This window comes from Micromonospora sp. NPDC048898, from assembly GCF_043198035.1.
In the GTDB taxonomy this organism is placed as follows: Bacteria; Actinomycetota; Actinomycetes; order Mycobacteriales; family Micromonosporaceae; genus Micromonospora.
The window spans coordinates 388,200-414,343 of the sequence record NZ_JBICUF010000001.1; the positions used below are offsets into that span (position 1 = coordinate 388,200).

The following is a 26,144-nucleotide window of genomic DNA, read 5'->3' on the forward strand; positions in this document are numbered from 1 at the left end:
TCGCGGGGTGGCCCCCGCCCACCCCAGCCGGCCCTCACCCCCCGCTTCCCGCGATCTTGCAGTTTCTGCCCCGACACACGGTGCCATTCACCGCATACAGGCGACCGAAAGTGCAAGATCGGCGCGGATGTCGAGGTCAGCGGATCGCGCCGGTTACCGCCCAGCCGCCGCTGCGCAGGCGCAGCAGCAGGGCGACCAGCCGGATCACCACGAACAGGGTGAGCCCGGCCCAGATGCCGCCCAGCCCGAGGTCGAGGGCGTACGTCAGCCAGATCGCCGGCAGGAACCCGCCGAGGGCCGCCACGATGGTGAGGTTGCGCAGGTACCGCACGTCCCCCGCGCCGATCAGCACGCCGTCGAGGGCGAACACCACCCCGGCCAGCGGCAGCATGAGGACGAACCACGGCCAGGCCGTCATGGCCTGTGCGCGTACCCCGGCATCGGAGCTGAACCACGACGGAACGACGCCGGCGCCAGCGGCCACGAGCAGCGCGAAGCCGACGCCGCAGATGCCGCCGAGCAGCCCGATCCGGCGGGCGAGCGCCCGCGCGCCCACGTCGTCGCCAGCGCCGAGCGCGGCGCCGACGAGGGACTGGGCGGCGATCGCGAGAGCGTCGAGCACCAACGCGGTGAAGAACCAGAGTTGCAGGGCGATCTGGTGGGCACCGACGGCGGCGGCACCGAACCGGGCGGCGACGGCGGTCGCGGAGAGGAAACTGGCCTGGAACGCCAGCCCACGGATCAGCAGGTCCCGGCTGAGCACCAACTGCTGGCGGATCACCCGGGGCCGGGGCCGCAGCGACACCCGCTCGGCGACCAGCGCCGCGGCGAAGAGCGTCCCGCAGAGCGTCTGCGCGACGACGTTCGCCACCGCCGAACCGACCAGACCCAGCCCACCGGGGTAGACCAGCAGCGGGCAGAGCAGCGCGGAGAGCAGGTTGGGGCCGAGCACGAAGAACAGCGGGCGGCGGGTGTCCTGCACGCCGCGCAGCCAGCCGTTGCCGGCGGCGGCGAGCAGCAGGCCGGGAGCGCCGAGGGCCGCGATCCGCAGCCAGTGGGCGGCCGCGTCGGCCACGTCGCCGGCACCACCGGCGAGGGTACGCGCGAGCGCGCCCCCGCCGAACTGCATGCCGATCGCGATCAGCAGACCGACACCGAACGCCAGCCAGGACGACTGGACTCCCTCGGCCACCGCGGCGGCCCGGTCACCCGCACCGAAGCGACGGGCGGCGCGCCCGGTGGTGCCGTACGCGACAACGGTGCCGACCCAGGCGGTGAGCGTCATCACCGTGCCGCCGACGGCGAGCGCGGCGAGCGGCACCCGGCCGAGGTGGCCGACCACCGCCGTGTCGACGAGCACGTAGAGCGGCTCGGCGGCGAGCACCACGAGGGCCGGCAGGGCGAGGCTGGCGATCCGCCGCGGCGAGGCGCCTCGGTGGGTGGGTGCGGCGGCGGTCTGGCTCATCGCCGCCGATCCTGACATGGCTACGGTAAGGAGCACAAGGCCGCTGGTAACTTACGGGTCCACCTCGCGGCCGGCTCGGCGGACGTCGACGCGCTCCCATCCCGGCTTGCGGCGCTCACTACCCTGTCCGAGGCTCCCACGCGGGGGCACCACGACAGCGATAGGCCATATGACAGTGAGCGACAGTTACCCTCCGCCCGACCCGAACGTCACCCCCTGGAGCGGCCCCCCGGCCCCACCGCAGGGTGGCTACCCGCCGTACGGACAACCACCACCCCAGCCGTACTACGGCACACCACTGCCGCCGGCGCCGAACAAGTCGAACAAGGGCCTGATCATCGGGCTGGTCGCCGGCGCGGTGGTCGTCATGCTCGCCATCTGCGGCGCGGGAATCGGCATCCTGGTCGCCTACGGTGACGACGAGTCCGAACGGGGCACGGCCGCCACCCCCACTCCTGGCGCCGGCAGCACTCCGGGCACGGGGGCCGTCCCCACGCCGGGGCAGGCGGATGCACCGAACAACAACTCGATGACCGCCCGCTACTCCAGCGACCTGGCGAACGTCTGCGAAGGCAGCCCGATCCTGAACGCGGCGCCCTACGGCGGCCCGGCCGGCGCCAAGGCGTACACGTTCTCGAACAACCCCGACCGGCCGACGTCCTGGTCGTCGACGTACGTCCCCTCGGACAAGTCCTACTACGCCAAGGGCGCGGACTACCAGAAGGTGTCGGTGGTCGGCTGCCTGAAGTTCGTCGAGGGCAGCCAGGGCGCCCCGAAGAAGTGTCAGTACAAGGACAAGGCGGAAAAGCAGGTCAGCGTCGACTACGTCTCGTCGCGCTACACCCTGACCTTCTACGCGGCCAGGACCGCCGAGAAGATCGGCGACGGCGGCACCGTGACCGCCCCGACGAACAGGTGCCCGAGTTTCATCTCGTACGACAGGACCACCATGCGGGCGTACGCGGCGCCGGACTCCGGCACCATCGAGGCAGCCCTGGACACGTTCCTGTCCTGAACGACTCGACCCCCCACTGGCGGCCGGACGGTGACGCCGTCGGCGCGACGCATCGACGGCGTCACCACCGGTCGAGAAGAGTCACTGACGGGTGTCCATCGACGTCTGCAGCGCGCGGCGGGCCTGTTCGCGGGCGTCGTCCGTGGTCTCGGGCTTGGGCTTGTTCGGCATGGTGGTGGTCCTTCCAGGGCGTGGGCCACCGGCCTGCGGCAGCCCCTCACGGGCGGTCGTGCTGAGCGCCCCACGGCGGTCCGGGATTACCGGAGCAGCCGGCTGGGCAGCGTGAGCCCGGGTCGATCCGACCCCGAGGGGAGGCGGCACGAGGTGTGGCGCCACCACCCATGACCTGCGCCGCTACGCGGCACCGGCCTTCTCCCAAGTTATCGTTCAGGTTCACATGCTGCGCTCGTTTCCCGTCATTTGGACAGGCGGTGCGCCGGCTCAGCGGGCCAGGAAGTGCCAGCCCAGCCACCACCAGAACCCGAACAGACCGATTCGGCCCACCGGCACCGGGCCCACCTCGTACCGCATCACGTACGCGCAGACCTCGCCCAGCGTGGGAATGCGGGAACCCTCCCGCCGGGCCATCCACTCGACCACCGCGAAGAGCACCAACGCGGTGAGGAAACCGCCGATCGCGAGCGCCCGCATCATCGCCGCACCAGCCCCCAGAAAGCGGTCAGCCAGGCGAACCACACCGCCGAGCGGGTCAGCTGATCCTCCAGGAGAGGGTCGGCCAGCCGGGAGAAGGTGGGAAAGTCGTCACCGGCGGCCAGCACGAAGGTCACCCCCTCGAAGACACCGAAGACCACCACCGGCACCGCCCACCAGACCGCCCCCGAGCCCAGCCGGCGCGGTGCCGGTCGACGAGGCACCCGATTGCTCAGACCGAGCCAGATCAGCACGCCACCGGTGCCAAGGGTGAACAGATTGGCCTCGGTGGAGAACGACGCGAACCGGCCGCCGACAAGCGACAGGCAGACGAGGACGGGAACGGAGACGGCGGGCCGGTCCCAGGCGCGGGGGGCCTCCACGGTGAGGTCGTGCGGCTGCTCCATCCCGCAATTCTTCCCGGTCTCACGGAGCGCGGGAAGACCAACACTCCCCGGAGCTGACCCTGATCTTCCGGATCGACCGATCGATGGCGGCGAACGCCGCCGTCAGGCGCCGGGGCGGATCAACGCCGCGTCCAGTTGACCGCGGATCGACTCGACCACCTGCTCGACGGTGCCCCGACCGGTGAACCCGGCCGCGAACGTGTGGCCACCACCGCCCAGCGTGACCGCGACCCGGCTGACGTCCACCGCGCCCTTGCTGCGCATCGACACCGCCCACTCGCCGGGTGTGACCTGCTTGACCACACAGCTCACATCCGCCTCGGCGGTGCACCGCACCGAGTCGATGAGCGCCTCCAGCACGTACGGACGCTGGTCGTGCCGGGCCAGGTCGTCGAGCGTGGCGAAGGTCCAGACGAAGCCTCGGCCGCCAGCGGCCGCCGGCTCCAGCCGGGCCCGGCCGAGCACCTCACCGAAGAGACGCACCGCCCCGAACGGGCGGGTGTCGAAGACCCGCCGGGAGATGTCCCCGGGAGAGATGCCGGTCGCCAACAACCGGGCGGCCATCTGGTGCACCGCCGGGGTGGTCGCCGCGAACCGGAACGACCCGGTATCCGTGGTCAGTGCCACGTAGAGGCACTCCGCGATGGCCGGATCCACCACCACCCCGAGCCGGGCCAGCAGTTGCTCCGCCACCACCGATGTCGCCGCGGCGCCCGGGTCCACCAGGTTGACCGTGCCGAAGCCGGAGTTCGAGGCGTGGTGATCGAGCACCAGCGCCGCCCCCGCCGACGACAACCGCCCGGCCAGCTCACCGAGGCGCGACTCGCTCGCCGCGTCGAAGCAGATCACCAGGTCCGGTGCCGGGTCGGCGGCGTCCGCCGGGACCAGCAGGTCCAGACCGGGCAGCCCCCGGAACGGCTCGGGCACCTCCGGTGGCCCCGGGAACGTCGCCTGCACCTCGCGGACGCCGAACTGCCGCAGACCCAGACCGAAGCCGAGCATGCTGCCCAGCGCGTCGCCGTCCGGGTTGACGTGGCAGATCAGCAGCACCCGGGCGGTCGACGGGAGAGCCCGCACCAGCGCCTCGGCGGCAGCCCAGTCCATCTCGGCGGGGCCGACCCCGGCCGCACCGGCAAGCGGAACGCTGGCGGTGCTGGTCACCGCGTTTCCCCACCCCGCGGGGCCCCCGTGACGTCGGTGGCCGCGTCAGCCTCGTCCGCCTCGTCACCCTCATCCGTCTCGTCGTCGACCCGGTACGGCTGCGCCTCGCCCGCGTACTTCGCCTGGGCGGCGAGCCGCTGCACCTCCGCGTCGGCGTTGCGCGCGGCGGCGAGCAGGTCGTCGATGTGCTTGACCTGGTCCTGCACGTCGTCGAGGACGAACGTGAGGGTCGGCGAGTGCCGCAGCCCGAGGGCCTTGCCGACGGTGCTGCGCAGCAGCCCCTTGGCGCTCTCCAGCGCCGCCGCGGTGTCGGCCTGGGCCACCGCGTCACCGAGCACCGTGTAGAACACCGTCGCGTCCCGCAGGTCCGCGGTGATCCGGGCGTCGGTGATGGTGATCATCCCGAGCCGCGGGTCCTTGATCTGGCTCCGCACCACCGACGCGACCAGCTCACGCACCCGTTCCGCGTGCCGGCGTACCTTGGCCGGATCAGACATCTCGCCACCTCCACGGCGTCCTGCTCCCGGTCGACCCGGCGACCCGGGGCCGCCAGCCGACCGGCCAACATCTCGAACACTACCTTCGCGGCCGCACCGGTCGCCCGGCACAGCCGGCTCCGGGGTCAGTCGTCGTCCACGCCGTACAGCCGGCGGCGGACCGACAGCAGCTCGACCTCGGGGCGACCGGCCACCAGGCGCTCACAGGAGTCGAGCACCTCGCGGACGTGCGCCGTCTCGGCGGCCACCACGGCCACCGCCAGTTGCGCTCGACCGTGCAGGTCGAGCGCTCCCACCTCGGCGGCCGACACCTCGAAGCGGCGCAGCGCAGCCACGATCGGCCGTACGTATGATCTCTTGGCCTTGAGCGACCTGGAGTCGCCCGGCAGCAGCAGGTCGAAGACCGCGGTTCCGGTGAACATCGCCCCGGACGATACCGCCAACCCACCCCGCATGATCAAGGGGTTTACGCCGAACGGCGTAAACCCCTTGATCAGCGTGTCACTGCCGGATCAGGCGCGAACCTTCTCCCGCATCTCGAAGGTCTCGATGACGTCGCCGACCTGGACGTTGTTGTAACTACCCAGGGTCAGACCACACTCGAAGCCCTCGCGGACCTCGGTGGCGTCGTCCTTGAACCGCTTCAGCGAGCTGATCGTGAGGTTGTCCGCCACGACCGCCCCGTCCCGAAGCAGGCGAGCCTTCGCGTTGCGTCGGATGACGCCGGCCCGGACGATGCAACCGGAGATGTTGCCGATCTTGGACGAGCGGAAGACGTCGCGGATCTCCGCGCTGCCCAGCTCGACCTCCTCGTACTCCGGCTTGAGCAGGCCCTTGAGCGCTGCCTCGATCTCCTCGATGGCCTGGTAGATGACGGTGTAATACCGGATCTCCACGCCCTCGCGGTCGGCCATCTCACGGACCTTGTTGGAGGCCCGCACGTTGAAGCCGATGATCGTGACCGGCTCGGACGAGGCGCTCGCGAGCATGACGTTGCTCTCGGTGATCGCGCCCACGCCCCGGTCGAGGACCTTGAGCTGGACCTCCTCGGGGATGTCGAGGTTGAACAGCGCGTCCTCCAGAGCCTCCACCGAACCGGAGACATCGCCCTTGAGGATGAGGTTGAGCGAGGTCTTCTCGCCCTCCTTGAGCTGCTCCATGAGCGTCTCAAGAGTGGCCCGACCACGGGAGTTGGCGAAGGACGCCGCCCGCCGCCGTGCCTGCCGCTGCTCGGCGATCTGCCGCACCGTGCGGTCGTCCGCCGCGGCGAGGAACGTGTCGCCCGCGCCGGGCGGCGCGGTCAGACCCAGCACCATGACCGGACGCGCCGGCCCAGCCTCGGTGAGCTGGTTGCCGTTCTCGTCGAGCATGGCCCGGACCCGGCCGTGCGCCCCACCGGCGACGATCGAGTCGCCTGCCCGCAGGGTGCCCTTCTGCACGAGCACCGTCGCCACCGCACCGCGGCCCTTGTCCAGGTGCGCCTCGATGGCCACACCCTGCGCCGGCCCGTCGATCGGAGCGGTCAGCTCCAGCGACGCGTCGGCGGTCAGCAGGACAGCCTCGAGCAACTCCTCGATGCCGATGCCCGGCTTGGCGGCCACGTTGACGAACATGGTCTCGCCGCCGTACTCCTCGGCGACCAGGCCGTACTCGGTCAGCTGCTGGCGGACCTTGTCCGGGTTGGCGTCCGGCTTGTCGACCTTGTTGACCGCGACCACGATCGGCACGTCGGCCGCCTTGGCGTGGTTCAACGCCTCGATGGTCTGCGGCATCACGCCGTCGTCGGCCGCGACCACCAGGATCACGATGTCCGTCACCTGGGCACCACGAGCACGCATGGCGGTGAACGCCTCGTGACCCGGGGTGTCGATGAAGGTGACCGCCCGGTCCTCGCCCTCGTGCGGGACGTGGACCTGGTACGCACCGATGTGCTGGGTGATGCCACCCGCCTCACCGGCCACGACGTTCGCCTTGCGGATCGCGTCGAGCAGCTTGGTCTTACCGTGGTCGACGTGACCCATGACGGTCACCACCGGCGCACGGCTGACCAGACGCTCCTCGGCCACCTCCGCGTCGAGGTCGATGTTGAACTGCGCGAGCAGCTCGCGGTCCTCGTCCTCCGGGCTGACGATCTGGATGTCGAAGCCCAGGTGCTCACCCAGCAGGTGGAGGGTGTCGTCAGAACAGGACTGGGTCGCGGTGACCATCTCGCCCAGGTTGAACATCTCCTGGACCAGCGAACCCGGGTTGGCGTTGATCTTGTCGGCGAAGTCCGACAGCGAGGCGCCACGGGAGAGCCGGACGATCTGACCCTGACCCCGGGGAGCACCCGAGCTCATGGTCGGAGCCGACAGGTTGTCGAACTCCTGTCTGCGCTGCTTCTTGGACTTGCGACCGCGCGTCGGCCGGCCACCCGGACGCCCGAAGGCACCCGCGGCGCCGCCGCCACGGCCACGACCACCCGCACCCGGACGACCGCCGCCACCGGAGGGAGCACCCGGGCGGAAACCGCCACCGGGAGCACCGCCACCGCCGCCGGGACCGCCACGGTAGCCACCGCCGCCGCCGGCACCCGCGCCGCCACCAGGGCCGCCGCGGTAACCGCCACCGCCGCCGGCGCCACCGCCGGGACCGCCACGGAAGCCACCGCCGCCGCCACCGGGACGACCGGCACCGCCACCACCGCCGGGGCGACCAGCGCCACCGGGACCGGGGCGACCAGCAGCCGGACGCTGGCTCGGCATGGACGCCGGACTGGGCCGCGGCGGCATGGAGTTGGGACTCGGCCGCGGCGGCATGCCCGCCGGGCTGTTGGGCCGGGGACCACCCGCACCGGCGGCCGGGGGCCGCTGCTGCTGGCCACCCTGGATGCCGAACGGGTTGTTACCGGCGCCACGCGCCGGCGGACGACCGCCAGGCCGGGCACCCGGACCGGGAGCCGGCGTGCTCGGACGAGCGGCCGGCGAACCGGGACGGGGAGGCATCGCGGCGGGACCCGGCCGAGGACCGGGACGGTTGCCGCCGTCAGCCGGAGGCTCCCGGCGAACGGGGTTGTCCCGCTGCTGCTGGCGGGCGGCCTGCGCGGCCTTGACCGCGGCCTCCTGGTCAGCCTTCAGCGCGGCGGCGCGCGCCTCGGCGGCCGCCACCTCGATGTCGTGGGCACTCGCCGGCTTGGCGACCGGAGCCGCGGGCTGCGGTGCGGCGGGCACCGGGCCCTTCGGCTTCGGGCCGGGTGCCGGCGCGGCCGGCCGCCGAGGCGGCATCGGCTTGGCCGAGACCCGGGGCGCGCCCGGGGTCGGGGACAGCGTCGGGGTCGGGTTGGAAGCCGTCGTCGGCGCGGGCGCCGACGGGGCGGCCGGTGCCGGAGCACCGGCGGACGCGACGAATGCGTTACGCAGCCGTCGGGCGACGGGCGCCTCGACGGTGCTGGACGCGGACTTCACGAACTCGCCCATTTCCTTCAGCTTGGCGAGAACGGTCTTACTCTCGACCCCGAGCTCTTTTGCAAGCTCGTGTACGCGGGCCTTGCCTGCCACTGCACTCCTCACTCCGAGGTCGTGCGGGCAGCACCCGCAGCGACCTCACTCGTGCACTTGAAGCCTGGTCATTTCAGGGACTTCATCGTGTGCTCATGTCGGTCGTCCTACCCTGCTAGCGACCCTCGCCCGGTCGGGCTGACCGGACGTAGTGGTTGGCGCATCGACGTGCTCCGCCAGCACACCGTGGTCGAGGACCTCGGTGCTGCGCAGCGCACGCCCGAAAGCGCGGCGCCGCACCGCCAGCGCGAAGCAGGCCGGATCCGGGTGCATGTTCGCTCCCCGACCCGGCAGCCTGCGGCGCGGATCAGGCCGGAGACTGAGACCAGCCCCGTCCCGGACCGCGACGATCCGCAGCAATTCGCTGGCCGGCGCACGTTGCCGACAACCCACACAGGTGCGTTCCGGCGTTGTGCGTCGTACCACTGGAAGAAGTCTACCCCTAGCTGCCCGAGATCGCGCCGCCCGGCTCCCGCACGTGATCAGCTGCCGCACGCGCGGCGGGAGCGGTCTGCTCCGCGTCGGACCGAATGTCGATCCGCCAACCGGTCAATCGGGCCGCGAGTCGGGCATTCTGCCCCTCCCGGCCGATCGCGAGCGAGAGCTGGAAGTCGGGAACCGTCACCCGGGCGGCCCGATTCGCCAGGTCGACCACCTCGACCCGCAGTGCCTTGGCCGGCGACAACGCGTTGCCGACGAAGGTGGCCGGGTCGTCCGACCAGTCGATAATGTCGATCTTCTCACCGTGCAACTCGCTCATCACGGCCCGCACCCGCTGACCCATCGGGCCGATGCAGGCGCCCTTGGCGTTCACGCCGGGGGTGGTGGATCGTACGGCGATCTTCGTGCGGTGACCTGCCTCACGGGCGATCGCGCCGATCTCCACAGTGCCGTCGGCGATCTCCGGCACCTCCAACGCGAACAGCTTCTTCACAAGCGCCGGGTGCGACCGGGACAGGGTGATCTGCGGCCCGCGCATGCCCTTGGCCACGTGCACCACGACACAGCGGACCCGCTCGCCGTGCGCGTACCGCTCGCCGGGCACCTGCTCGGACTGCGGCAGCACGCCCTCCAACTTGCCGAGGTCGACGCTGACGATGCCCTTCTCCGTACGCGTCTCGTGCGCCTGCACCACGCCGGTGACCAGGTCACCCTCGCGGCCCACGTACTCACCGAAGTGCACCTCGTCGGTGGCCTCCCGCAGACGCTGGAGAATCACCTGCTTGGCGGTCATGGCGGCGATCCGGCCGAAGTCGTGCGGGGTGTCGTCCCACTCCCGCACCAGACTGCCGTCGGAGTCCATCTCCTGCGCGTACACCAGGGCTGCGCCCGACCTGCGGTCGATCTCCACCCGGGCGTGCGGTTCGGCACCATCGGTGTGCCGGTAGGCGGTCAGCAACGCGGTCTCGATCGCCGCGAGAATCGTGTCGAACGGGATCTCCCGCTCGCGCTCGAGTGCGCGCAGCGCCGCGAGGTCGATGTTCACCTCTCCTCGTCCTCCACATCATCTTCGTCGTCGATGTCGTCTGAATCGTCGATCTCGTCTGAGTCGTCCGTGTCGTCGAACTCTTCGTCCGGCTCGCCGAGTTCGGCGAGCCGGGTGAACTCGACCTGCACACGGCCGGGGCCAAGCTGGGCGTACGTCCAGGAGGCGCGACCGCCGTCGGTCTCCAGGTGCACGCCCTCGTCGTCGGCCGCGACCACCCGGCCGGTGAGCTGGCGGTCGCCGGCGGGCTGCTCGCCACGCTGGCCGGGCAACGCGGCCCCGCCCCGAGCGGTGACCTTGACCAGCCGGCCCACGTTGCGCCGCCAGTGGCGGGGCAGGGTGAGTGGCCGGTCGACGCCCGGCGAGCTGACCTCCAGTTGGTATTCCCCGGCGACGATGTCGCCACCGGTCTCCTCGGCGGCGTCCAGGGCGGCCGAGACCGCGCGGGAGACGTCGGCCACGGCGTCCAGGTCGATCCCGCCGTCGGCGTCCACCATCACCCGCACCACGTGCCGGCGACCGGCCCGGGAAACGGTCAGGTCCTCCAGGTCGTAGCCGGCGTCGTTGACCACCGGCTCGATCACGGCCCGCAACCGGGCACGCCGCGCTGCGAGGTCACCGCCACGGGGACCCGCGCCGTCGCGGGGTCGCCCAGTCGACCTGGTGGCACGGCCACGCTGCGTCATCTCCGCACCCTCTCCCTGGTCGACGGTGATCGGTCGTCCCGACATGCCGGCACACCACCGGAGCAGACGCGCCGGTGGCTGCGCAGAGCGTAACGCGCCTGCCCGCCGGTGGGCCGGGCGGCGCACCGACGGCGGTGGCCCCCGAACCGGCGGGCATGGTGTTGACTTGCCGGGTGGGGACCGGCAGAACGACACAGCGCGACCATGCATCCGGACATTCCCGGCGAAAGCTCTTGCGCGCCGGGGCGCTGCTGGCGCTCGGCGGCGCCGCGGTGCCGCTGACCGGCTGTGATCTTTTCGACCGTGACGATCAACCGGCGCCACCACCGGACCCGCTGCGGCCGATGGTGGACGAGTCACTCGCGCTCGCCGCCGCATACCAGGCGAGCGCGACCGCGCATCCCGACCTGGCCGGGCGGCTCGGCCCGATCGCCGAGGCGCACACCGCGCACGCCACCGAGCTGGCCCGGGTGATCGGCGTCGCCCTGCCGACCGCGGCCGCCACACCCACCACCGCCCCCGCCGCCGACCAGGCCGGCGCGCTCGCCGCCCTGCGCAGGTTGGAGAAGACCGCCCAGCAGTCGGCCACCGCCGCCTGCGCCGCGGCGAGCGCGGAACGGGCCGCACTGCTCGGGTCGATCGCCGCCGCCCGAGCCACCCACCAGGAGGCACTGAAGTGAGGCAGCCGTCCGCCGGGGAGGCGCTCGCCTCCGCCCTGTCCGCCGAGTACGCGGCCATCTACGCCTACGGCCGGATCGGGGTCCGACTCACCGGGGCGGCGCGGGACGCCGCGCACCAGGCCGAGGCCGCGCATCGAAGCCGACGCGACGCGCTCGTGGTGCAACTGAGCGCGGCCGGCGGCGTCGTGCCGCCCGACCGCGCCGGGTACGCGCTGCCGTTCCCGGTCACCGACCGGGCCAGCGCCCTGCGGCTCGCCGCGGAGGTGGAGGACCGCACGGCCGCGCACTGGCGGGCCGCTCTGGCGTCCACCACCGGAGCCGAACGCAACCAGGCGCTGGCCGCCCTCGTCGAGTACGCGGTGCGGGCCACCCGGTGGCGCAGGACGGCCGGGCTGACCCCGCTGACTGTCCCATTTCCCGGTCGGCCAACCTGAACCGTTCCGCTCCGGTTGCGGTACGCATACCAGGTATGCATACTCCGTGGCCATGTCCATCCGTCACGGGTTGCTCGCCCTGCTCGAACGCGGCCAGATGTATGGCTACCAGCTGCGCGCCGCGTTCGAGGAGTCGACCGGCTCGACCTGGCCACTGAACATCGGGCAGGTCTACACCACGCTGTCCCGGTTGGAACGAGACGGTCTGGTGCGCCCGCTGCCGGAGAGCGAGGCCGGTCAGCGCCCGTACGAGATCACCGACGCCGGCCGGGCAGACCTGGCGCTGTGGTTCGCCACGCCGGTCAGCCGCAACGACAGACCCCGCGACGAGCTGGCGATCAAGCTGGCCCTGGCGTTGACCACCCCGGGGGTGGACGTCCGCTCGGTGGTGCAGGCCCAGCGCAGCGCGACGATGCGGGCTCTGCAGGAGCTGACCCGGCTGAAGTACGGCAGCGACCGACCGGAGGACCTTCCCTGGCGCCTCGTACTGGACTCGATGGTCTTCCAGGCCGAGGCGGAGGTGCGCTGGCTGGACCACTGCGAGACCAGTCTGGTGCGCCACCGGCCCAGCGGCCCGGCACCTCCCCCGCCACGCGCGGGTGACGCCGACGCGCGGGACGGGGCGCGCTGGGCCGGCGAGGAGGCCCGACGGTGAGCGGGCCGGACGACGCGGTGCTGGAGCTCCGCGCCGTCCACCGCACCCACGGTGCCGGACCGGCCGCGGTGCACGCGTTACGCGGGGTCAGCCTGGTCGTTCGGCCCGGCGAGCTGGTCGCCGTGATGGGCCCGTCCGGCTCCGGCAAGTCGACGTTGCTGGCCCTCGCCGGTGGCCTGGACCGCCCGACCAACGGCGAGGTCCGGGTGGAGGGGCAACCGCTGGGGGCGCTGGACCGTCGCGGTCTGGCCCAACTGCGCCGCCGTCGGATCGGTTACATCTTCCAGGAGCTCAACCTGCTGGGCAGTCTGAGCGCGGTGGAGAACGTGGCGCTTCCGCTGGAGCTGGACGGCACCAGCGGACGGCAGGCTCGCGGACTGGCCATGGCCGCGCTCACCGAGGTGGGTCTACCCGCGTTGGGTGACCGCTTTCCGGACCAGCTCTCCGGCGGGCAGCAGCAGCGGGTGGCCATTGCCCGCGCGTTGGTGGGCGAACGGCGGCTGGTGCTCGCCGACGAGCCCACCGGGGCACTGGACTCGCAGACCGGCGAGGCGGTGCTGCACCTGCTCCGCCGCCGGATCGACGCGGGTGCCGCCGGGGTGCTCGTCACCCACGAGGCACGGCACGCCGGCTGGGCCGACCGGGTGGTGTTCCTGCGCGACGGCATCCTGGTCGACACGACGGCACCGCTGGGCAGCGTCGACCAGTTGCTGTCCGGCAGCGGCCGGTGACGATCCGCCGTCCGACGCGGGCCCCCGCTCCGGTCGACACCGCGACGGCGCGGCCGGTCTCGCCCGGCGCCCCGGTCGGCCGACGGCTGTTCGCCGAGCTGACCGGCTCCTGGCGGGCGGCGCTGCGGATCGCCCGGCGGGAGTCCCGCCGGGCCCGCCGCCGGACCGCCCTGGTGCTCGCGATGATCGCCCTGCCGGTGGCGGCGCTGGCCTTCCTCGCGGCGAGCTACGACATGGCCGAGCTGACCCCGGCCGAAGGGGTCGACCGTCGGCTCGGCGTGGCCGACGCGGAGCTGCGCTGGATCGCCGACGCGCCGGTGCGACAGGACGAGGAGGGTGACACCTGGTACGTCCGGGACGGCGGGCAGCAGCCACCCCACGCCCGGGCCACCTCCGCCCAGGTGAGTGCGCTGCTGGGACCGGGCAGTCGGGTCACCGAGGTGCGCGCCCGCATCCCGCTGACCCTGCGGGGCCCGCGCCTCGACGAGGACGTGGAAGGGCGGGTGCTGGACCTCGACGATCCGTTGGCCCGCGGGCTGGTGCGGTTCCGGGCGGGCCGGGCACCGCGGCAGCCCGGCGAGGTCGCGGTGAGTCCGGCGGCGCTACGCCGCCTGGACCTGCGCCTCGGCCGCGCCGTGGCCCTCGCCGACGGGAGCCGCGCGTACACCGTGGTGGGGGTGGTCGAGTTCCCCGACGATCTCGGAATGGTGGTGGCGCTGCATCCGGGTGCGGTGCCACCGACCGGTTCCAGCTCGGCGACCAGCTGGCTGGCGGACGTGCCCGGCACCGTCGACGCCGCGCTGGTGTCCCGACTCAACGAGCGTGGGGTGGTGGTCACCACCCGTCCACCGGCCGACGATCGGAAGCGGACGTGGCTCGGCCCGGTCGACCCGAGCGGCACCGGCGACCTGAGCACCGGTGTGCTCATCGCCGGCCTCGGGCTGCTGGAGGTCGTGCTGCTGGTCGGCCCGGCCTTCGCGGTCGGCATCCGTCGCCGACGGCGGGATCTGGCGCTCGTCGCGGTGGCCGGCGGGGATGCCGCCCAGCTTCGCCGGGTCGTGCTGGCCGACGGCGTGGTGCTGGGTGTGCTGGGCGCCGTCGCCGGCCTGCTGGTCGGCGTCGCCGCGGCGTTCGCCGGTCGTCCGCTGGTGGAGCAGTACGTCTTCCACGCCCGCTTCGGTGGGTACCGGTGCTGGCCGATCGCGCTGGTGCTGCTCGGCGGGGTCGCGGTGCTGGCCGGGGTGCTCGCCGCGCTGGCACCGGCCTGGACCGCCGCACGGCAGGACGTCAGCGCCGGGCTCGCCGGACGGCGTACCCCACCGGTGTCCCGGACCCGGTGGTTGGCCTTCGGTCTGTCGCTGGTGGTCGGCGGGGCGGGGTTGGCGGCGTTCGGGGCCACCCGTACCTCCCCGGCGGTGGTCCTCGCCGGCCTCATCCTCGGCGAGTTGGGCCTGGTGTGCTGCACGCCCACGCTGATCGGCGCGCTCGCCCGGCTCGGCCGGATGCTGCCGTTGGCACCGCGAATCGCGCTGCGCGACGCCAGTCGCAACCGGGCGGCCGCGGCGCCCGCCATCTGCGCCGTGATGGCCGCGGTCGCCAGCAGTGTGGCGCTCGGTGGGTTCCTGGCCAGCAGCGACGCCCGACAGTCGCGCGCCTACCAACCGTTGGTGCCGACCGGCAACGTGCTGGTCTACGCGAACGAATCAGCGCGGCAACCGACCCTGGCCCAGGTCGCCACCATCGCCCGGGAGCACTTGGGTGCCGACACGATCGCCCCGATCAACTCGGTGGGTTGCGCGTCCCGGAGGGGTTACTGCGACGTCGCGCCGGCGCTCCCACCCGCGCAGGTATGCCCCTGGCAGCCGGGGGTCGATCTCTCCGCGGCGCAGCGTCGGCAGGCTCGGGCCGACCCGCGTTGTCGGACCGGCCCACTGGGCTACGACGGCGGCTACGTGCAGACCGGAGTGGATGACGGGACCGCACTGCCGCTGCTCACCGGTGCGGACCCGGCGACGACCGCCGCCGCCACCGCCGTGCTGCGCGCCGGCGGCGTGGTGGTGACCGACCCGCGCTACCTGCACGACGGCCTGGTGACGGTACGGGTGAACCAGGTGGATTCCGGGACGGACGGGTCCACCGCCGCCGACCTGCCCGGGTACGCGCTGAGCGGGGTGGTCAGCCAACCCCAGCTGCTGCTCTCCGCGTCCGCGGCCCGGCACCTCGGCCTGACCTGGTCGCCGGCCGGTTGGGTGATCGGCACCTCGACCCCGCCGGACCGGCATCAGGAGCAACGGTTCACCAGCGCACTGCGGCCCTTCGGCACCTTCATGGTGTCCGTGGAGTACGGCGGTGGTCCCAACGACATCTCACCGTTGCTGCTGCTGCTCGCGGCGGCGGCCGGGGTGATCACGGTGGGGGCGGCGGGGATCGCCACCGCGCTCGCCGCCGCCGAGGGGCGCGCGGAGCTGACCACCCTCGCGGCCGTCGGCGCGGCGCCGTCGGTACGCCGAATGCTGGCGATCTGCCAGGCTGGAATCATCGCCGGTGTCGGTTCGGTGCTCGGCATCGTGGCCGGCCTCGGCACCGCCGCGATCGTGCTGGTCTCGGTCAACCGCGAGTACGCCAGCGACTGGCCGGCGTCCGATCCGTACCCCCTGCTGGTGCCCTGGCCCGCGCTCGGGGTCCTGGTGCTGGTGCCGGTGGTGGCGATGCTCGGGGCGGGCCTGTTCACCCGCGCCCGGCTGCCGATCGAACGGCGGCTGGACTGACGCCGGTGCGGTGGCCGGCCGGCTGACGATCCGGGCGCGTACGGGGGTGCCGCCGGGGCCGGGCAGCCGGCAGACTGATCGGCGTGTCAGCGCTGGGAAACATCACCCGTCGAGTCGGTCATCACCGCTGGTTCGGCGCCGCCGCACGCCTGCTGGTCCCCGCCGACCGGGTGGTCGGTCGACTCACCCGGGGGCGGGTGGTCGCGCTCGGCCTGATCCCGTCCCTGGTGATCACGACGACCGGCCGCCGCTCCGGCAGGCCCCGCAGCAATCCCCTGCTCTACGTGCCCGACGGCGACACCTACGTGGTGATCGGCTCCAACTGGGGGCAGACCCAGCACCCCGGTTGGGCGATGAACCTGCTCGCCGATCCCACCGCCGCGGTGGACGTCAAGGGCCGGCGGATCGCGGTGCGGGCCGAGCGGGCGTCCGGCGCCGAACGGGACCGGCTGTGGCAGCTGCTGGTGACCGAGTGGCCCGCGTACCGCACGTACGTGCAACGGGCCGGTGGCCGGGAGATCCACATCTTCCGGCTCGTGCCGACCGGCCCGCCGTCGGCCGGCTAGGACGAGCCGGCCCGCGAGCGGCCCGGGCCGCGTCAGAGCCCGCCCGGCACACCGATCAGCGAGCCGATCAGGTAGGTGGCGCCGGCGGCCGCGGCACCCAGCAGCAGTTGCCGCAGCCCGCTGGTCCACCACGGGCGTTGGGTGAAGCGGGCCACCACCGCGCCGGCGGCGAACAACCCGAGCCCGCCGACGGCGAGGGCCAGCCACAGCTCGGTGGCGCCGAACAGGTAGGTCAGGAGCGGCACCAGCGCGCCCGCCGAGAAGAACAGGAACGACGAGATCGCCGCCGCCCACGGGCTGGGCTGGTCGTCGGGGTCGACGCCCAACTCCTCACGGACGTGCACCCGCAGGGCCTCCTCCGGGTCGCGCCGCACCGCCTCGGCGACCTGGGTGGCCAGGTCGCGGGGCAGCCCCCGGGCCACCCAGGCGTCGGCCAACTCCCGGGCCTCCGCCTCCGGATGCCGTTCCAGCTCGCGTCGCTCCTTGGCCACCTCGGCGGCGACCTGCTCGTTGGCGGAGCGGACGCTCGTGTATTCGCCGAGGCCCATCGAGATCGCACCGGCCACCAGGCCTGCGGTGCCGGTCAGCACGATGTTGCGGGGCGACACCCCGCCGCCGCCGACGCCGGCGATCAGGGCGATGTTGGTGACCAGACCGTCCATCGCGCCGAAGACGGCCGGGCGCAGCCACCCGCCGGAGACGTCCGCGTGGTGCGCCTCGAGCAGCGCCGCTGGGGTGTCGGTCACGGCGCCTGCCCTTCGTTCGCGACTGCGGGACTCCGCTTCGCTGCGTTCCTCGCGCTCACGGAAGGGTCAGGATCTCGTGGCCGTCGTCGGTCACCACGATGGTGTGCTCGAACTGGGCCGTCCACTTCCGGTCCTTGGTGACCACGGTCCACCCGTCGTCCCACATGTCGTACTGGTAGGTGCCGAGTGTGATCATCGGCTCGATGGTGAACGTCATGCCCGGCTCCATGATGTCGGTGGGCCGCGGGCTGTCGTAGTGCGGCACGTAGAGACCGCTGTGGAAGGCCTCGCCGATGCCGTGGCCGGTGAAGTCGCGGACCACGCCGTAGCCGAACCGCTTGGCGTACGACTCGATGACCCGGCCCACCACGTTGATCTGCCGTCCCGGGACGACCGCGCGGATGCCGCGCATCATCGCCTCGTGGGTCCGCTCGACAAGCAGCCGGGCCTCCTCGCTGACCTCGCCGACGCAGAAGGTGGCATCGGTGTCACCGTGCACCCCACCGATGTACGCGGTCACGTCGACGTTGATGATGTCGCCGTCGGCCAGGACCGTGGAGTCCGGGATGCCGTGGCAGATGACCTCGTTGAGGCTGGTGCAGCAGGACTTCGGGAAGCCCTTGTAGCCGAGTGTCGACGGGTACGCGCCGTGGTCGCAGAGGAACTCGTGCACCACCTTGTCGATCTCGTCGGTGGTCACGCCGGGCTTGCAGTGCTCGCCGGCGAGCTGGGTCGCCTGGGCGGCGAGCCGGCTGGCGATCCGCATCTTCTCGATGGTCTCCGGCGTCTGCACGTGCGAGCCGCGCCACTGGATCGGGCGCTCCTTGCCCACGTACTCCGGTCGGGCGATCTGGGGTGGCACCTGACGCATCGGGGACAGCGCGCCTGGCGTCAGCGGCGGACGGACGGTCATGCCATCAGCCTATCGCCGGGGCCGCTGGTGACCCGCGCCACGGGCGCTGGAAGGGGGTTGTTGCCCTGCCAGGTCGGCTGTGCCATGGTGGCAGCGTGGATCAAGGGGGAGCACCACCCGTCTTCTCCGCCAGCGCGGAGATCGACGGTGACCACCTCCAGGTGGTGGTGGCCGGTGAGGTCGACATGGCGACCGCCGACACCATGCTCCAGACCGCGTTGCGCGAGCCCGCCCGGCGGATCACCCTCGACCTGAGCGCCGTCACCTTCTTCGACTCGGCCGCCATCCACGCCCTGGTCCGGCTCGCCCAGCAGTTTCCGGGCGTGCTCACCGTCCTGCCGTCGCGGCAGGTCCGCCGCGTGTTGGAGATCTCCGGCCTGGGCGAGCAGAGCTGGCTCCGTCCGGCCTGAGCTGGCTGCCCGCCGGGCCGGGCCATCAGCCGCCGCCGGGCGCGCGGTCAGCCCCGCAACTCCCGGCGCAGCGTCACTTCGGTGCCCTCCTCGGTGCGCCGCACCGACAGCTCACCCAACGCCCTGATCAGCGCCAGGCCACGTCCCCGGAAGCCGGAGCCTGTCGACTCACGCCACTGGCCGCTGTCGCGCACGGTGGCCGTCACCGTCCGGCCCTCGATGGCCACCGCCACGCTGATCATCGGCTCGGCCGGGTGGACCGGATGCTCGATGGCGTTGGCCGCGGCTTCGGAGACCGCCACGGTCAGGTCGAACACGTCCGTCTCGTCGACGGCGTGCGCGACGAGGAAGTCCTCCAGGCGCTTGCGCAGCACGCTCAGCCGGGTCGGGTCCGCCGGCAGCCGCAACGCGAAACGGTTCAGCTCGGCCGCCTCAAGGGCGAGGACCGCCACGTCGTCGCGGCGCGGACGCCCGTCGACCCGCTCGACGACCGCGTCGATCAGGTCGACCACGTGCTCACTGGGGGTCGCCGCGTCGACGCGCAGTTGGGCCAGCGCCGCGTCGATGCCGAGCTGACGGTCCTCGATCAGCCCGTCGGTGTAGAGCAGCAGCCGGCTGCCGGCTACCAACTCGCCGTCGACCGCCTCGTACGTCGCGTCGGGGATCGCGCCGATCGGTGGGCCGAGCGCACGGTCGTGCAGGAACGACACGTCACCTCCTCTGATCACCAGCGGGGACGGGTGACCGGCGCTCGCGTACCGCAGCCGGCCGGTGCGTGGGTGGAACAGCAGACAGACCACAGTGGCGAAGGAGCGACCATCGGTGGAGCCGACCAGCCGGTTGAGCCGGGTCAGCGACTCGCCCGGGTCGTAGCCCTCCAGCAGGTACGCCCGCAGCGCGTTGCGCAGTTGCCCCATCGCCGCCGCGGCCTGGACGCCCTTGCCGACCACGTCGCCGATGACCAGCACCAGGTCGTCGTCCTCGACGTTTATCGCGTCGTACCAGTCGCCGCCGACCTCGACGTCGGCGGTGCCGGGCAGGTACCGGCTGGCCAACACCGCTCCCGGTAGCTGCGGCAGCGACCGGGGCAGCAAGCTGTGCTGCAGGGTGGTCGCGATGCGGTGTTCGGCTTCGTAGAGCTGGGCGTTTTCCAGGCGTACCCCGACCAGCCGGGCCAGTTGGGTCAAGGCGGCCTCGTCGGTCTGCGCGTCGTCACCGGCCGGACGCCAGACCCGCAGCTCGCCCAGCGGTTCGCCGGCGGTGCCGGTCAGTTCGGCAACGAAGGACGGGTCGGCGGCGGTGGCGCCGCCGGTGTCCGCCTCGGACCGGGCCCCGGCGGCGGTGACCACCACCCGCGCGGCCTCGGCGAGGCACAACGCGTGCCGGGCGGCGACCTGGAGCACGTCGGCGGTGGACCGGGCGGTGTTCACCGCCACCGCCGCGTCGGCCAGCGCCCGGAGCCGACGGATGATCTGGCCACGGAGCTGACCCAGCTCGACGTTGGCCCGGACCCGGGCGATCAGCTCCTGGCCGGAGAACGGCTTGGTGAGGTAGTCGTCGGCGCCGGCGGAGAGACCGGCGACGGCCTCCGCGGAGCCGGCCCGCGCGGAGAGCAGCACGATCGGCACATGACGGGTACGCGGGTCCGCACGCAGCGCGGCGACCAGCCCGAACCCGTCCAGTCGGGGCATCATCACGTCGCTGAGCACCAGGTCGAACCCACCCTCGCGGGCCAGCGGCAGAGCGGCCAGCCCGTCGCTCGCGGTGACCACCTCCCAGGTCGGGGAGAGTAGTCGGGTGACGTGCTCGCGCAGGTCCACGTTGTCGTCGACGACCAGGATCCGGCCGGCCGGCGCGCCGTTCGTCGGTCGGCCGGCGACCTCGGGCGTCGGCTCGACGCCGGTCCAGAACGCGGTCTCCGCCACGTAGAGCCGGGCCTGCTCGGGCTCACCCGGGGGCAGCAGGTCGAAGGCCGCGACCCGGTCCGCGGGCAGGTGTGCCGACCCGAACGGGACTGTCACCGTGAAGGTGCTGCCCTCGTCGACCTGGCTGACCAGCCCGGTCTCGCCGCCGTGCATCTCGACCAGCTCCCGGACCAGCGCCAGGCCGATCCCGGTGCCCTCGTGGGTGCGGGCGCGAACGCCGGGCACCCGGTGGAACCGCTCGAAGACGTGCGGCAGCTCGTCCGGCAGGATGCCGACGCCGGTGTCCGTCACCTCCAGTCGGGCCGTGCCATCCATCGCCCGGATCCGCACCCGGATCTCGCCGTCGAAGGTGAACTTGACGGCGTTCGACACCAGGTTGAGGACGATCTTCTCCCACATGTCCCGGTCGACGAAGACCGGCGCCGGCAAGGGTGGACAGTCCACCACCAGCCGCAGCCCGGCCCGGTCGGTCGCCGAGCGGAAGGTGCCGGCCAGCCGGGCGGTGTAGCTGGCGAGGTCGGTGGGCTGGTAGCGGGCGACGAGGCGACCGGACTCCAACCGGGAGAAGTCCAGCACGGTGTTGACCAGTTTGAGCAGCCGCAGCGCGTTGCGGTGCATCATGGTGAGCCGGTCGGTGTCGGCCGGGGGCAGCGCCGGGTCGGCCAGCATGTCCTCCAGCGGGCCGAGCACCAGGGTCAGCGGGGTGCGGAACTCGTGGCTGACGTTGGCGAAGAAGTTGGTCTTCGCCAGGTCCAGTGCGGCCAGCTCGGCGGCGCGGGCCCGCTCCTGCTCGTACGCCCGCTGGGTGCCGGCCGCGCGGGAGACCTGGGCGGCGATCAGCTCCAGGAAGTCGCGGTAGTCGGCGCCGAGCGGGAGTTGGCGGGCCACGCCGACGACAAGCGCGCCGACCGTCTGGTTGGTCGCGGTGAGGGGCAGCACGAGGGCCTGGTCGGCGGCGTCGGCCGGCGGCGGGTCGAGCAGGTCGGCCACGTCGACGGTCGCGGGCGCGGTGTCGGCGGTGACCCGGGCCAGCAGCTCGGCGGTGTCGCCGACCGCGGCCGGGGCGGTGCCGGTGGACCCGGCCAGGGCGAGACGACCGCTGTCGTCGGCCAGGTAGATCAGGGCGAAGGGCACGTCCGCCCGGTGCCGGCCGAGCACCTCGGCGACGCTCCGGCCGAGTTCGGCAACACTGCCCGTGTCGGTCAACTCGGCACCCAGCTCGGCGAGTGCCCGCAGCCGGCGCTCGCCGAGCACCCGGCCGGTGGTCTCGTTGACGATGCAGTAGACGCCACTGACCGAGCCGTCGGCGCCCCGGATCGGGTCGTACGAGACGTTGAAGTAGGTCTGCTCGACGAAGCCGTGCCGGTCCAGCAGGAAGGGGTGGTCGTCACCGCGGTAGGAGCACCCGGTGCTCCGCACGCCGTCGAGCAGCGGACCGAGCACCGACCAGGTCTCCGCCCAGTGCTGCCGGGCCGGTTGGCCGAGCGCCTCCGGATGCTTGCCGCCGATGGTCGGTCGGTACGCGTCGTTGTAGAAGGCGAGCTGCTCGTCGCCCCAGAACATGACGATCTGCGCACTGGAGGCGAGCATCATGCCGACCGCGTTGGAGAGCGCCGGCGGCCAGCGGGCGGGCTCGCCCAGCGGGCCGGTGGACCAGTCGAAGCCGCTGATCAGCTCGCCCATCTCGCCGCCGGCCGCGAACGCCGCCGCCAGCATCGGAGGAGCCTGCGGACCGGGCGCGACGAAACGCCCGATGTCCGCACCCCCCTGGGCCGAGCTCATACAGCCTCCGCTCCGGCCGGCACCCCGCGACCGTTGATCTTTACCCGCCGTGCCTCGACTTGTACCCCAGCGGACCAGCAACGTAACGCAACACGACGGTCGGGCGCTGTTTACCTACGCGCGAGCCGTCCGGCACCGGACAGTGCGGGCGCGCACCGCGACGAGCGGCGGTCGGCGGGGTGCCCGACCAGTCAGAAGACCGGCAGCCCGTCGATGCTCGTGGCGTTCTTGGTGGCCCGATAGACCACCAGGTCATCCGCGCTACGACGGGAGTGTGAGGTGAGTAACAGGTCGCGCTCGGCGCGGAAGTCCATCAGGGGCACCGCGTAGCCGCACGAGTCGCTGACCCGGTCCACGTCGACGGTGATCACGGCCCGGACGGCGTGCACGTCCGGCGGTGCGGGAAACTCGGCCAGCCGGTCGGCGAAGGCGTCCTCGGTGACCGCGACGCTGTGGCCCCGGCCCTGCAGTCGGACGATCTTCGGTGGCCCGTCGAAGGCGCAGAACATCAGCGTGATCCGGCCGTTGTCGCGCAGGTGGGCGATGGTCTCCGCCCCGCTGCCGTGATAGTCGAGGTAGGCCACCCGGTGCGGGCCGAGGATGACGAACGTGCCCCGCATGCCCTTCGGTGAGACGTTGACATGCCCCTCGACGTCGGACGCCGCGGTGGCCACGAAGAAGACCGGCTGGCCCGCGATGAAGTCACGTAGCCGACTGTCGATCTCCGGATAGACCTTGCCCATGCGCCGATCCTCCCACCGGCCCCACCAACCGACCGCGGCGAGCTACGTCACACCGCATGCCCGGACCAGCGCGGTGATCGGGCGGGGGTCCGGTTCGTTCTCCGGATGCCACTGCACGCCGAGCACGAACGGCAGCGCCGGATCCTCGACCGCCTCGACCACGCCGTCCTGGGCCCACCCGGTGACCGTGAGTCGGCCCGGGTCGGCGACCGCCTGGTGGTGGTACGAGTTCACCCGGTCCACCCCGGTCAGCACCCGCGCGGCCAGACTCCCCGGGGCGAACCGCACCGCGTGGGTCCCGTAGACGCCGGGCGCCGGACGGTGCCCCTCGTGGCCCACCACGTCGGGCAGGTGCTGGTGCAGGGTGCCGCCGTAGGCGACGGCGAGCAACTGCATCCCCCGACACACCCCCAGCACCGGCAGCCCGGCGGCGAGCGCGGCGGCCAACAGCACCAGCTCACCGGCATCCCGGTCCGGCCGATCCTCGGTGCGCGGGTCGGGCCGCTGGCCGTACCGCCCCGGACCCACGTCGGCGCCACCGGCCAGCAGCAGCCCGTCCAGGGCGGCCACCACGTCGCCGTCCACGTCGTCGGGCGGCAGGACCACCGCACGGCCACCCGCCGCCGTCACCGCCCGCGCGTACGCCTCGGGCACCAGCACGGCCCGCACGCCCCGCCAGGCCGCCCAGTCGACGGGTTCGACATACGAGCTGATCCCGATCAGCGGCCTCCTCACAGGGGTGTGACGTAGGCGCCGGTGATGCCGCCGTCGACCACGAACTGCGCGGCGGTCATGAACGAGGCGTCGTCGCTGGCCAGGAACGCCACCGCGGCGGCGATCTCCTCGGGTTGCCCGAACCGGCCCATCGGCACGTGCACCAGCCGGCGGGCGGCCCGCTCCGGGTCGGCGGCGAACAGCTCCAGCAACAACGGGGTGGCCACCGGGCCGGGACAGAGCGCGTTGACCCGGATGCCCTCGCGGGCGAACTGCACACCCAACTCCCGGGTCATCGCCAGCACCCCGCCCTTGCTCGCGGTGTACGCGATCTGCGACGTCGCCGCCCCCATCAGCGCCACGAACGACGCCGTGTTGATGATCGAACCCCTGCCCTGGCGGCGCATGTGCGGTATCGCGTACTTGCAGCAGAGGTAGACGCTCGTGGTGTTGACCCGCAGCACCCGCTCCCACGCGTCCAGGCCGGTGTCCAGGATGGAGTCGTCGTCGGGCGGGGAGATGCCGGCGTTGTTGAACGCGATGTCCACCCGCCCGTGCCGGTCGGCCACCCCGTCGAACAGGTCGCGTACCGCCGACTCGTCGGCCACGTCGGTGGCCACGAACTCGCCGCCGCACTCCTGCGCGGCCCTCGTGCCGGCCTCCGCGTCGATGTCCACGCAGACCACCCGGGCACCCTCGGCGGCGAACCGCCGCACGGTGGCCAACCCGATGCCGCTGCCCGCTCCGGTGACCACGGCCACCCGGTCCTGCAACCGACCCTGCACTGGCGTCACTCCTCTGTCGCGATGAACACGTTCTTGACGTCGGTGAAGGAATGCAGCGCATCTGGGCCCAGCTCACGGCCGAGCCCGGAACGCTTCATCCCGCCGAACGGGGTCCAGTAGCGCACCGAGGAGTGCGAGTTGACGCTGAGGTTGCCCGAGTCGACGGCACGGGCCATCCGCAGCGCCCGACCCACGTCCCGGGTCCAGATCGAGCCGGAGAGCCCGTACTCGGTGTCGTTGGCGAGCCGGACCGCCTCGGCCTCGTCGTCGAACGGCAGCACCGAGACCACCGGGCCGAAGATCTCCTCCCGCCAGTGCCGGTCGGCCGGCGAGTCGGCCAGCAGCACGGTGGGCGCGTGCCAGAAGCCGGGCCCGTCGGGGCAGGAGCCGGTGAACGCGACACGCGCACCGGGCAGGTAGCCGGCGACCCGGTCGCGTTGGGCGGCGGAGATCAGCGGACCCATCTCGGCGCCCTCGCCCGACGGGTCCTCCACCCGCACCGCGCGTACCGCTGGTTCGAGCAGTTCCAGGAACCTGTCGTACACCGTGCGCTGGACCAGGATCCGCGACCGTGCGCAGCAGTCCTGGCCGGCGTTGTCGAAGACCGCGCCCGGCGCGGTCGCGGCGGCCCGTTCCAGGTCGGCGTCGGCGAAAACGATGTTCGCGCTCTTGCCGCCCAACTCCAGGGTGAGTCGCTTCACCTGGGCGGCACAGCCGGCCATGATCCGGGTGCCGACCTCGGTGGAGCCGGTGAAGCAGATCTTGCGGACCGCGGGATGGGTGACGAACCGCTCCCCCACCACCGCGCCCTGGCCCGGGAGCACGGTGAACACGCCGTCGGGCAGGCCCGCCTCGCGGGCCAACTCGGCCAGCCGCAGCGCGGTGAGCGGGGTCAGCTCGGCGGGCTTGAGCACCACTGTGTTGCCGGCGGCGAGGGCCGGGACGAACCCCCAGGCGGCGATCGGCATCGGGAAGTTCCACGGCACGATCACGCCGACCACGCCGAGTGGCTCGTGGAAGGTGACGTCCAACCCGCCCGGCACCGGGATCTGTCGCCCGGTCAGCCGCTCGGGCGCACCGGCGTAGTAGTCCAGGACGTCGCGGACGTTGCCGGCCTCCCACCGGGCGTTGCCGATGGTGTGCCCCGAGTTGCGCACCTCCAGCAGGGCCAGTTCCTCCAGGTGCGCGTCCACGACGGCGGCGAACCGCCGCAGCAACCGAGCCCGATCCCCCGCCGCAACGGAACGCCAGGTGGCAAAGGCCGAAGCGGCCCGCGAGATCGCCCCGTCCACGTCCTCCACCGAAGCCGCAGCAACCTCCCGAAGAGCAACCCCAGAAGCCGGATCCACCAGTACCGTCACACGCCCCACCCCTCGCCACACCAGTCG

25 protein-coding genes are annotated in these 26,144 nt (G+C 72.6%); 8 read left to right on the top strand and 17 right to left on the bottom strand.

Annotation, left to right across the window (positions count from 1 at the left end; genetic code table 11):
- Window positions 1-136: 136 nt before the first annotated feature.
- Window positions 137-1,465 (bottom strand): MATE family efflux transporter, encoded by a 1,329-nt coding sequence (locus ACGFIQ_RS01875; protein ID WP_393237794.1) that lies wholly within the window; start codon window positions 1,463-1,465, stop codon window positions 137-139.
- A 169-nt stretch (window positions 1,466-1,634) separates the two neighbouring features.
- Between ACGFIQ_RS01875 and ACGFIQ_RS01880 the strand changes: the two genes are divergently transcribed.
- A complete protein-coding gene (locus tag ACGFIQ_RS01880; protein ID WP_393237797.1) occupies window positions 1,635-2,480 on the top strand; it encodes a hypothetical protein in 846 nt (281 codons plus the stop codon).
- Between the two features lie 441 nt (window positions 2,481-2,921).
- On the opposite strand, the gene ACGFIQ_RS01885 is transcribed toward ACGFIQ_RS01880, so the two are convergent.
- From ACGFIQ_RS01885 to rimP, 9 genes are all read right to left on the bottom strand, one after another.
- A complete protein-coding gene (locus ACGFIQ_RS01885; RefSeq protein WP_357073285.1) occupies window positions 2,922-3,131 on the bottom strand; it encodes a DUF6186 family protein in 210 nt (69 codons plus the stop codon).
- The gene (locus tag ACGFIQ_RS01890; RefSeq protein ID WP_393237800.1) at window positions 3,131-3,538 is read right to left on the bottom strand and encodes a hypothetical protein; all 408 of its coding nucleotides are present in this window, start codon (window positions 3,536-3,538) and stop codon (window positions 3,131-3,133) included. The genes ACGFIQ_RS01885 and ACGFIQ_RS01890 overlap by 1 nt, the downstream gene beginning before the upstream one ends.
- A gap of 102 nt (window positions 3,539-3,640) precedes the next feature.
- On the bottom strand, window positions 3,641-4,642 hold the full coding sequence (locus ACGFIQ_RS01895; protein ID WP_393240286.1) for a bifunctional oligoribonuclease/PAP phosphatase NrnA: 1,002 nt from the start codon (window positions 4,640-4,642) through the stop codon (window positions 3,641-3,643).
- A gap of 53 nt (window positions 4,643-4,695) precedes the next feature.
- Window positions 4,696-5,196 (bottom strand): 30S ribosome-binding factor RbfA, encoded by a 501-nt coding sequence (rbfA, locus tag ACGFIQ_RS01900; RefSeq protein ID WP_357073144.1) that lies wholly within the window; start codon window positions 5,194-5,196, stop codon window positions 4,696-4,698.
- 125 nt (window positions 5,197-5,321) lie between these two features.
- The gene (locus ACGFIQ_RS01905) at window positions 5,322-5,618 is read right to left on the bottom strand and encodes a DUF503 domain-containing protein (RefSeq protein WP_030489481.1); all 297 of its coding nucleotides are present in this window, start codon (window positions 5,616-5,618) and stop codon (window positions 5,322-5,324) included.
- Between the two features lie 90 nt (window positions 5,619-5,708).
- Window positions 5,709-8,732, bottom strand: coding sequence for a translation initiation factor IF-2 (gene infB / locus ACGFIQ_RS01910; RefSeq protein WP_393237804.1), 3,024 nt, complete (start codon window positions 8,730-8,732; stop codon window positions 5,709-5,711).
- Window positions 8,733-8,825: 93 nt separating this feature from the next.
- Entirely contained in the window at window positions 8,826-9,158 is a 333-nt protein-coding gene (locus ACGFIQ_RS01915; RefSeq protein WP_393237807.1) for a YlxR family protein, read from the bottom strand.
- Window positions 9,159-9,174: 16 nt separating this feature from the next.
- Window positions 9,175-10,218 carry a transcription termination factor NusA gene (gene nusA / locus ACGFIQ_RS01920; RefSeq protein ID WP_393237810.1) on the bottom strand — a complete coding sequence of 348 codons (1,044 nt, stop codon included), beginning with the start codon at window positions 10,216-10,218 and terminating at the stop codon, window positions 9,175-9,177.
- Window positions 10,215-10,904: a ribosome maturation factor RimP gene (gene rimP, locus ACGFIQ_RS01925; RefSeq protein WP_393240289.1), complete on the bottom strand. Its 690-nt coding sequence runs from the start codon at window positions 10,902-10,904 to the stop codon at window positions 10,215-10,217. Before rimP ends, nusA begins: the two co-directional genes overlap by 4 nt.
- Before the next feature lie 155 nt (window positions 10,905-11,059).
- Between rimP and ACGFIQ_RS01930 the strand changes: the two genes are divergently transcribed.
- From ACGFIQ_RS01930 to ACGFIQ_RS01955, 6 genes are all read left to right on the top strand, one after another.
- A complete protein-coding gene (locus ACGFIQ_RS01930) occupies window positions 11,060-11,584 on the top strand; it encodes a hypothetical protein (RefSeq protein ID WP_393240292.1) in 525 nt (174 codons plus the stop codon).
- Window positions 11,581-12,018 carry a ferritin-like domain-containing protein gene (locus ACGFIQ_RS01935; RefSeq protein ID WP_393237813.1) on the top strand — a complete coding sequence of 146 codons (438 nt, stop codon included), beginning with the start codon at window positions 11,581-11,583 and terminating at the stop codon, window positions 12,016-12,018. The genes ACGFIQ_RS01930 and ACGFIQ_RS01935 overlap by 4 nt, the downstream gene beginning before the upstream one ends.
- A gap of 52 nt (window positions 12,019-12,070) precedes the next feature.
- The gene (locus ACGFIQ_RS01940; RefSeq protein ID WP_393237816.1) at window positions 12,071-12,673 is read left to right on the top strand and encodes a PadR family transcriptional regulator; all 603 of its coding nucleotides are present in this window, start codon (window positions 12,071-12,073) and stop codon (window positions 12,671-12,673) included.
- A complete protein-coding gene (locus ACGFIQ_RS01945) occupies window positions 12,670-13,404 on the top strand; it encodes an ABC transporter ATP-binding protein (protein WP_393237819.1) in 735 nt (244 codons plus the stop codon). The genes ACGFIQ_RS01940 and ACGFIQ_RS01945 overlap by 4 nt, the downstream gene beginning before the upstream one ends.
- Complete coding sequence (locus ACGFIQ_RS01950) at window positions 13,401-16,172, top strand: FtsX-like permease family protein (protein WP_393237822.1); 2,772 nt, start codon at window positions 13,401-13,403, stop codon at window positions 16,170-16,172. The genes ACGFIQ_RS01945 and ACGFIQ_RS01950 overlap by 4 nt, the downstream gene beginning before the upstream one ends.
- An 83-nt stretch (window positions 16,173-16,255) precedes the next feature.
- Window positions 16,256-16,738: a nitroreductase/quinone reductase family protein gene (locus ACGFIQ_RS01955; RefSeq protein ID WP_393237825.1), complete on the top strand. Its 483-nt coding sequence runs from the start codon at window positions 16,256-16,258 to the stop codon at window positions 16,736-16,738.
- A gap of 32 nt (window positions 16,739-16,770) precedes the next feature.
- On the opposite strand, the gene ACGFIQ_RS01960 is transcribed toward ACGFIQ_RS01955, so the two are convergent.
- Window positions 16,771-17,484 (bottom strand): VIT1/CCC1 transporter family protein, encoded by a 714-nt coding sequence (locus ACGFIQ_RS01960; protein WP_393237827.1) that lies wholly within the window; start codon window positions 17,482-17,484, stop codon window positions 16,771-16,773.
- A 55-nt stretch (window positions 17,485-17,539) separates the two neighbouring features.
- Window positions 17,540-18,397 (bottom strand): type I methionyl aminopeptidase, encoded by an 858-nt coding sequence (map, locus tag ACGFIQ_RS01965; RefSeq protein WP_393237830.1) that lies wholly within the window; start codon window positions 18,395-18,397, stop codon window positions 17,540-17,542.
- Between the two features lie 95 nt (window positions 18,398-18,492).
- On the opposite strand from map, the gene ACGFIQ_RS01970 reads away from it, so the two are divergent.
- Window positions 18,493-18,807 (top strand): STAS domain-containing protein, encoded by a 315-nt coding sequence (locus tag ACGFIQ_RS01970; RefSeq protein ID WP_393237833.1) that lies wholly within the window; start codon window positions 18,493-18,495, stop codon window positions 18,805-18,807.
- 47 nt (window positions 18,808-18,854) lie between these two features.
- Here the strand turns inward: ACGFIQ_RS01970 and ACGFIQ_RS01975 are convergent, their stop codons facing one another.
- From ACGFIQ_RS01975 to ACGFIQ_RS01995, 5 genes are all read right to left on the bottom strand, one after another.
- Window positions 18,855-22,514 (bottom strand): SpoIIE family protein phosphatase, encoded by a 3,660-nt coding sequence (locus ACGFIQ_RS01975; protein ID WP_393237836.1) that lies wholly within the window; start codon window positions 22,512-22,514, stop codon window positions 18,855-18,857.
- Window positions 22,515-22,705: 191 nt separating this feature from the next.
- Window positions 22,706-23,257, bottom strand: coding sequence for a pyridoxamine 5'-phosphate oxidase family protein (locus tag ACGFIQ_RS01980; protein ID WP_393237839.1), 552 nt, complete (start codon window positions 23,255-23,257; stop codon window positions 22,706-22,708).
- Between the two features lie 42 nt (window positions 23,258-23,299).
- Window positions 23,300-23,992: a gamma-glutamyl-gamma-aminobutyrate hydrolase family protein gene (locus ACGFIQ_RS01985; protein ID WP_393237842.1), complete on the bottom strand. Its 693-nt coding sequence runs from the start codon at window positions 23,990-23,992 to the stop codon at window positions 23,300-23,302.
- On the bottom strand, window positions 23,989-24,756 hold the full coding sequence (locus ACGFIQ_RS01990; protein WP_357553754.1) for a 3-oxoacyl-ACP reductase: 768 nt from the start codon (window positions 24,754-24,756) through the stop codon (window positions 23,989-23,991). The genes ACGFIQ_RS01985 and ACGFIQ_RS01990 overlap by 4 nt, the downstream gene beginning before the upstream one ends.
- 5 nt (window positions 24,757-24,761) lie before the next feature.
- A complete protein-coding gene (locus ACGFIQ_RS01995) occupies window positions 24,762-26,105 on the bottom strand; it encodes an aldehyde dehydrogenase family protein (protein WP_393240295.1) in 1,344 nt (447 codons plus the stop codon).
- Window positions 26,106-26,144: the final 39 nt, after the last annotated feature.

Bases quoted from the DNA above. Each gene is read 5' to 3' on its own strand.
- map (WP_393237830.1), bottom strand. From the start codon at position 18,397: ATGACCGTCCGTCCGCCGCTGACGCCAGGCGCGCTGTCCCCGATGCGT.
- ACGFIQ_RS01975 (WP_393237836.1), bottom strand. From the start codon at position 22,514: ATGAGCTCGGCCCAGGGGGGTGCGGACATCGGGCGTTTCGTCGCGCCC.
- ACGFIQ_RS01875 (WP_393237794.1), bottom strand. From the start codon at position 1,465: ATGAGCCAGACCGCCGCCGCACCCACCCACCGAGGCGCCTCGCCGCGG.
- ACGFIQ_RS01890 (WP_393237800.1), bottom strand. From the start codon at position 3,538: ATGGAGCAGCCGCACGACCTCACCGTGGAGGCCCCCCGCGCCTGGGAC.
- ACGFIQ_RS01980 (WP_393237839.1), bottom strand. From the start codon at position 23,257: ATGGGCAAGGTCTATCCGGAGATCGACAGTCGGCTACGTGACTTCATC.
- rimP (WP_393240289.1), bottom strand. From the start codon at position 10,904: ATGACGCAGCGTGGCCGTGCCACCAGGTCGACTGGGCGACCCCGCGAC.
- rbfA (WP_357073144.1), bottom strand. From the start codon at position 5,196: ATGTCTGATCCGGCCAAGGTACGCCGGCACGCGGAACGGGTGCGTGAG.
- ACGFIQ_RS01930 (WP_393240292.1), top strand. From the start codon at position 11,060: ATGGTGTTGACTTGCCGGGTGGGGACCGGCAGAACGACACAGCGCGAC.
- ACGFIQ_RS01880 (WP_393237797.1), top strand. From the start codon at position 1,635: ATGACAGTGAGCGACAGTTACCCTCCGCCCGACCCGAACGTCACCCCC.
- ACGFIQ_RS01905 (WP_030489481.1), bottom strand. From the start codon at position 5,618: ATGTTCACCGGAACCGCGGTCTTCGACCTGCTGCTGCCGGGCGACTCC.
- ACGFIQ_RS01940 (WP_393237816.1), top strand. From the start codon at position 12,071: ATGTCCATCCGTCACGGGTTGCTCGCCCTGCTCGAACGCGGCCAGATG.
- ACGFIQ_RS01885 (WP_357073285.1), bottom strand. From the start codon at position 3,131: ATGCGGGCGCTCGCGATCGGCGGTTTCCTCACCGCGTTGGTGCTCTTC.
- ACGFIQ_RS01895 (WP_393240286.1), bottom strand. From the start codon at position 4,642: ATGGACTGGGCTGCCGCCGAGGCGCTGGTGCGGGCTCTCCCGTCGACC.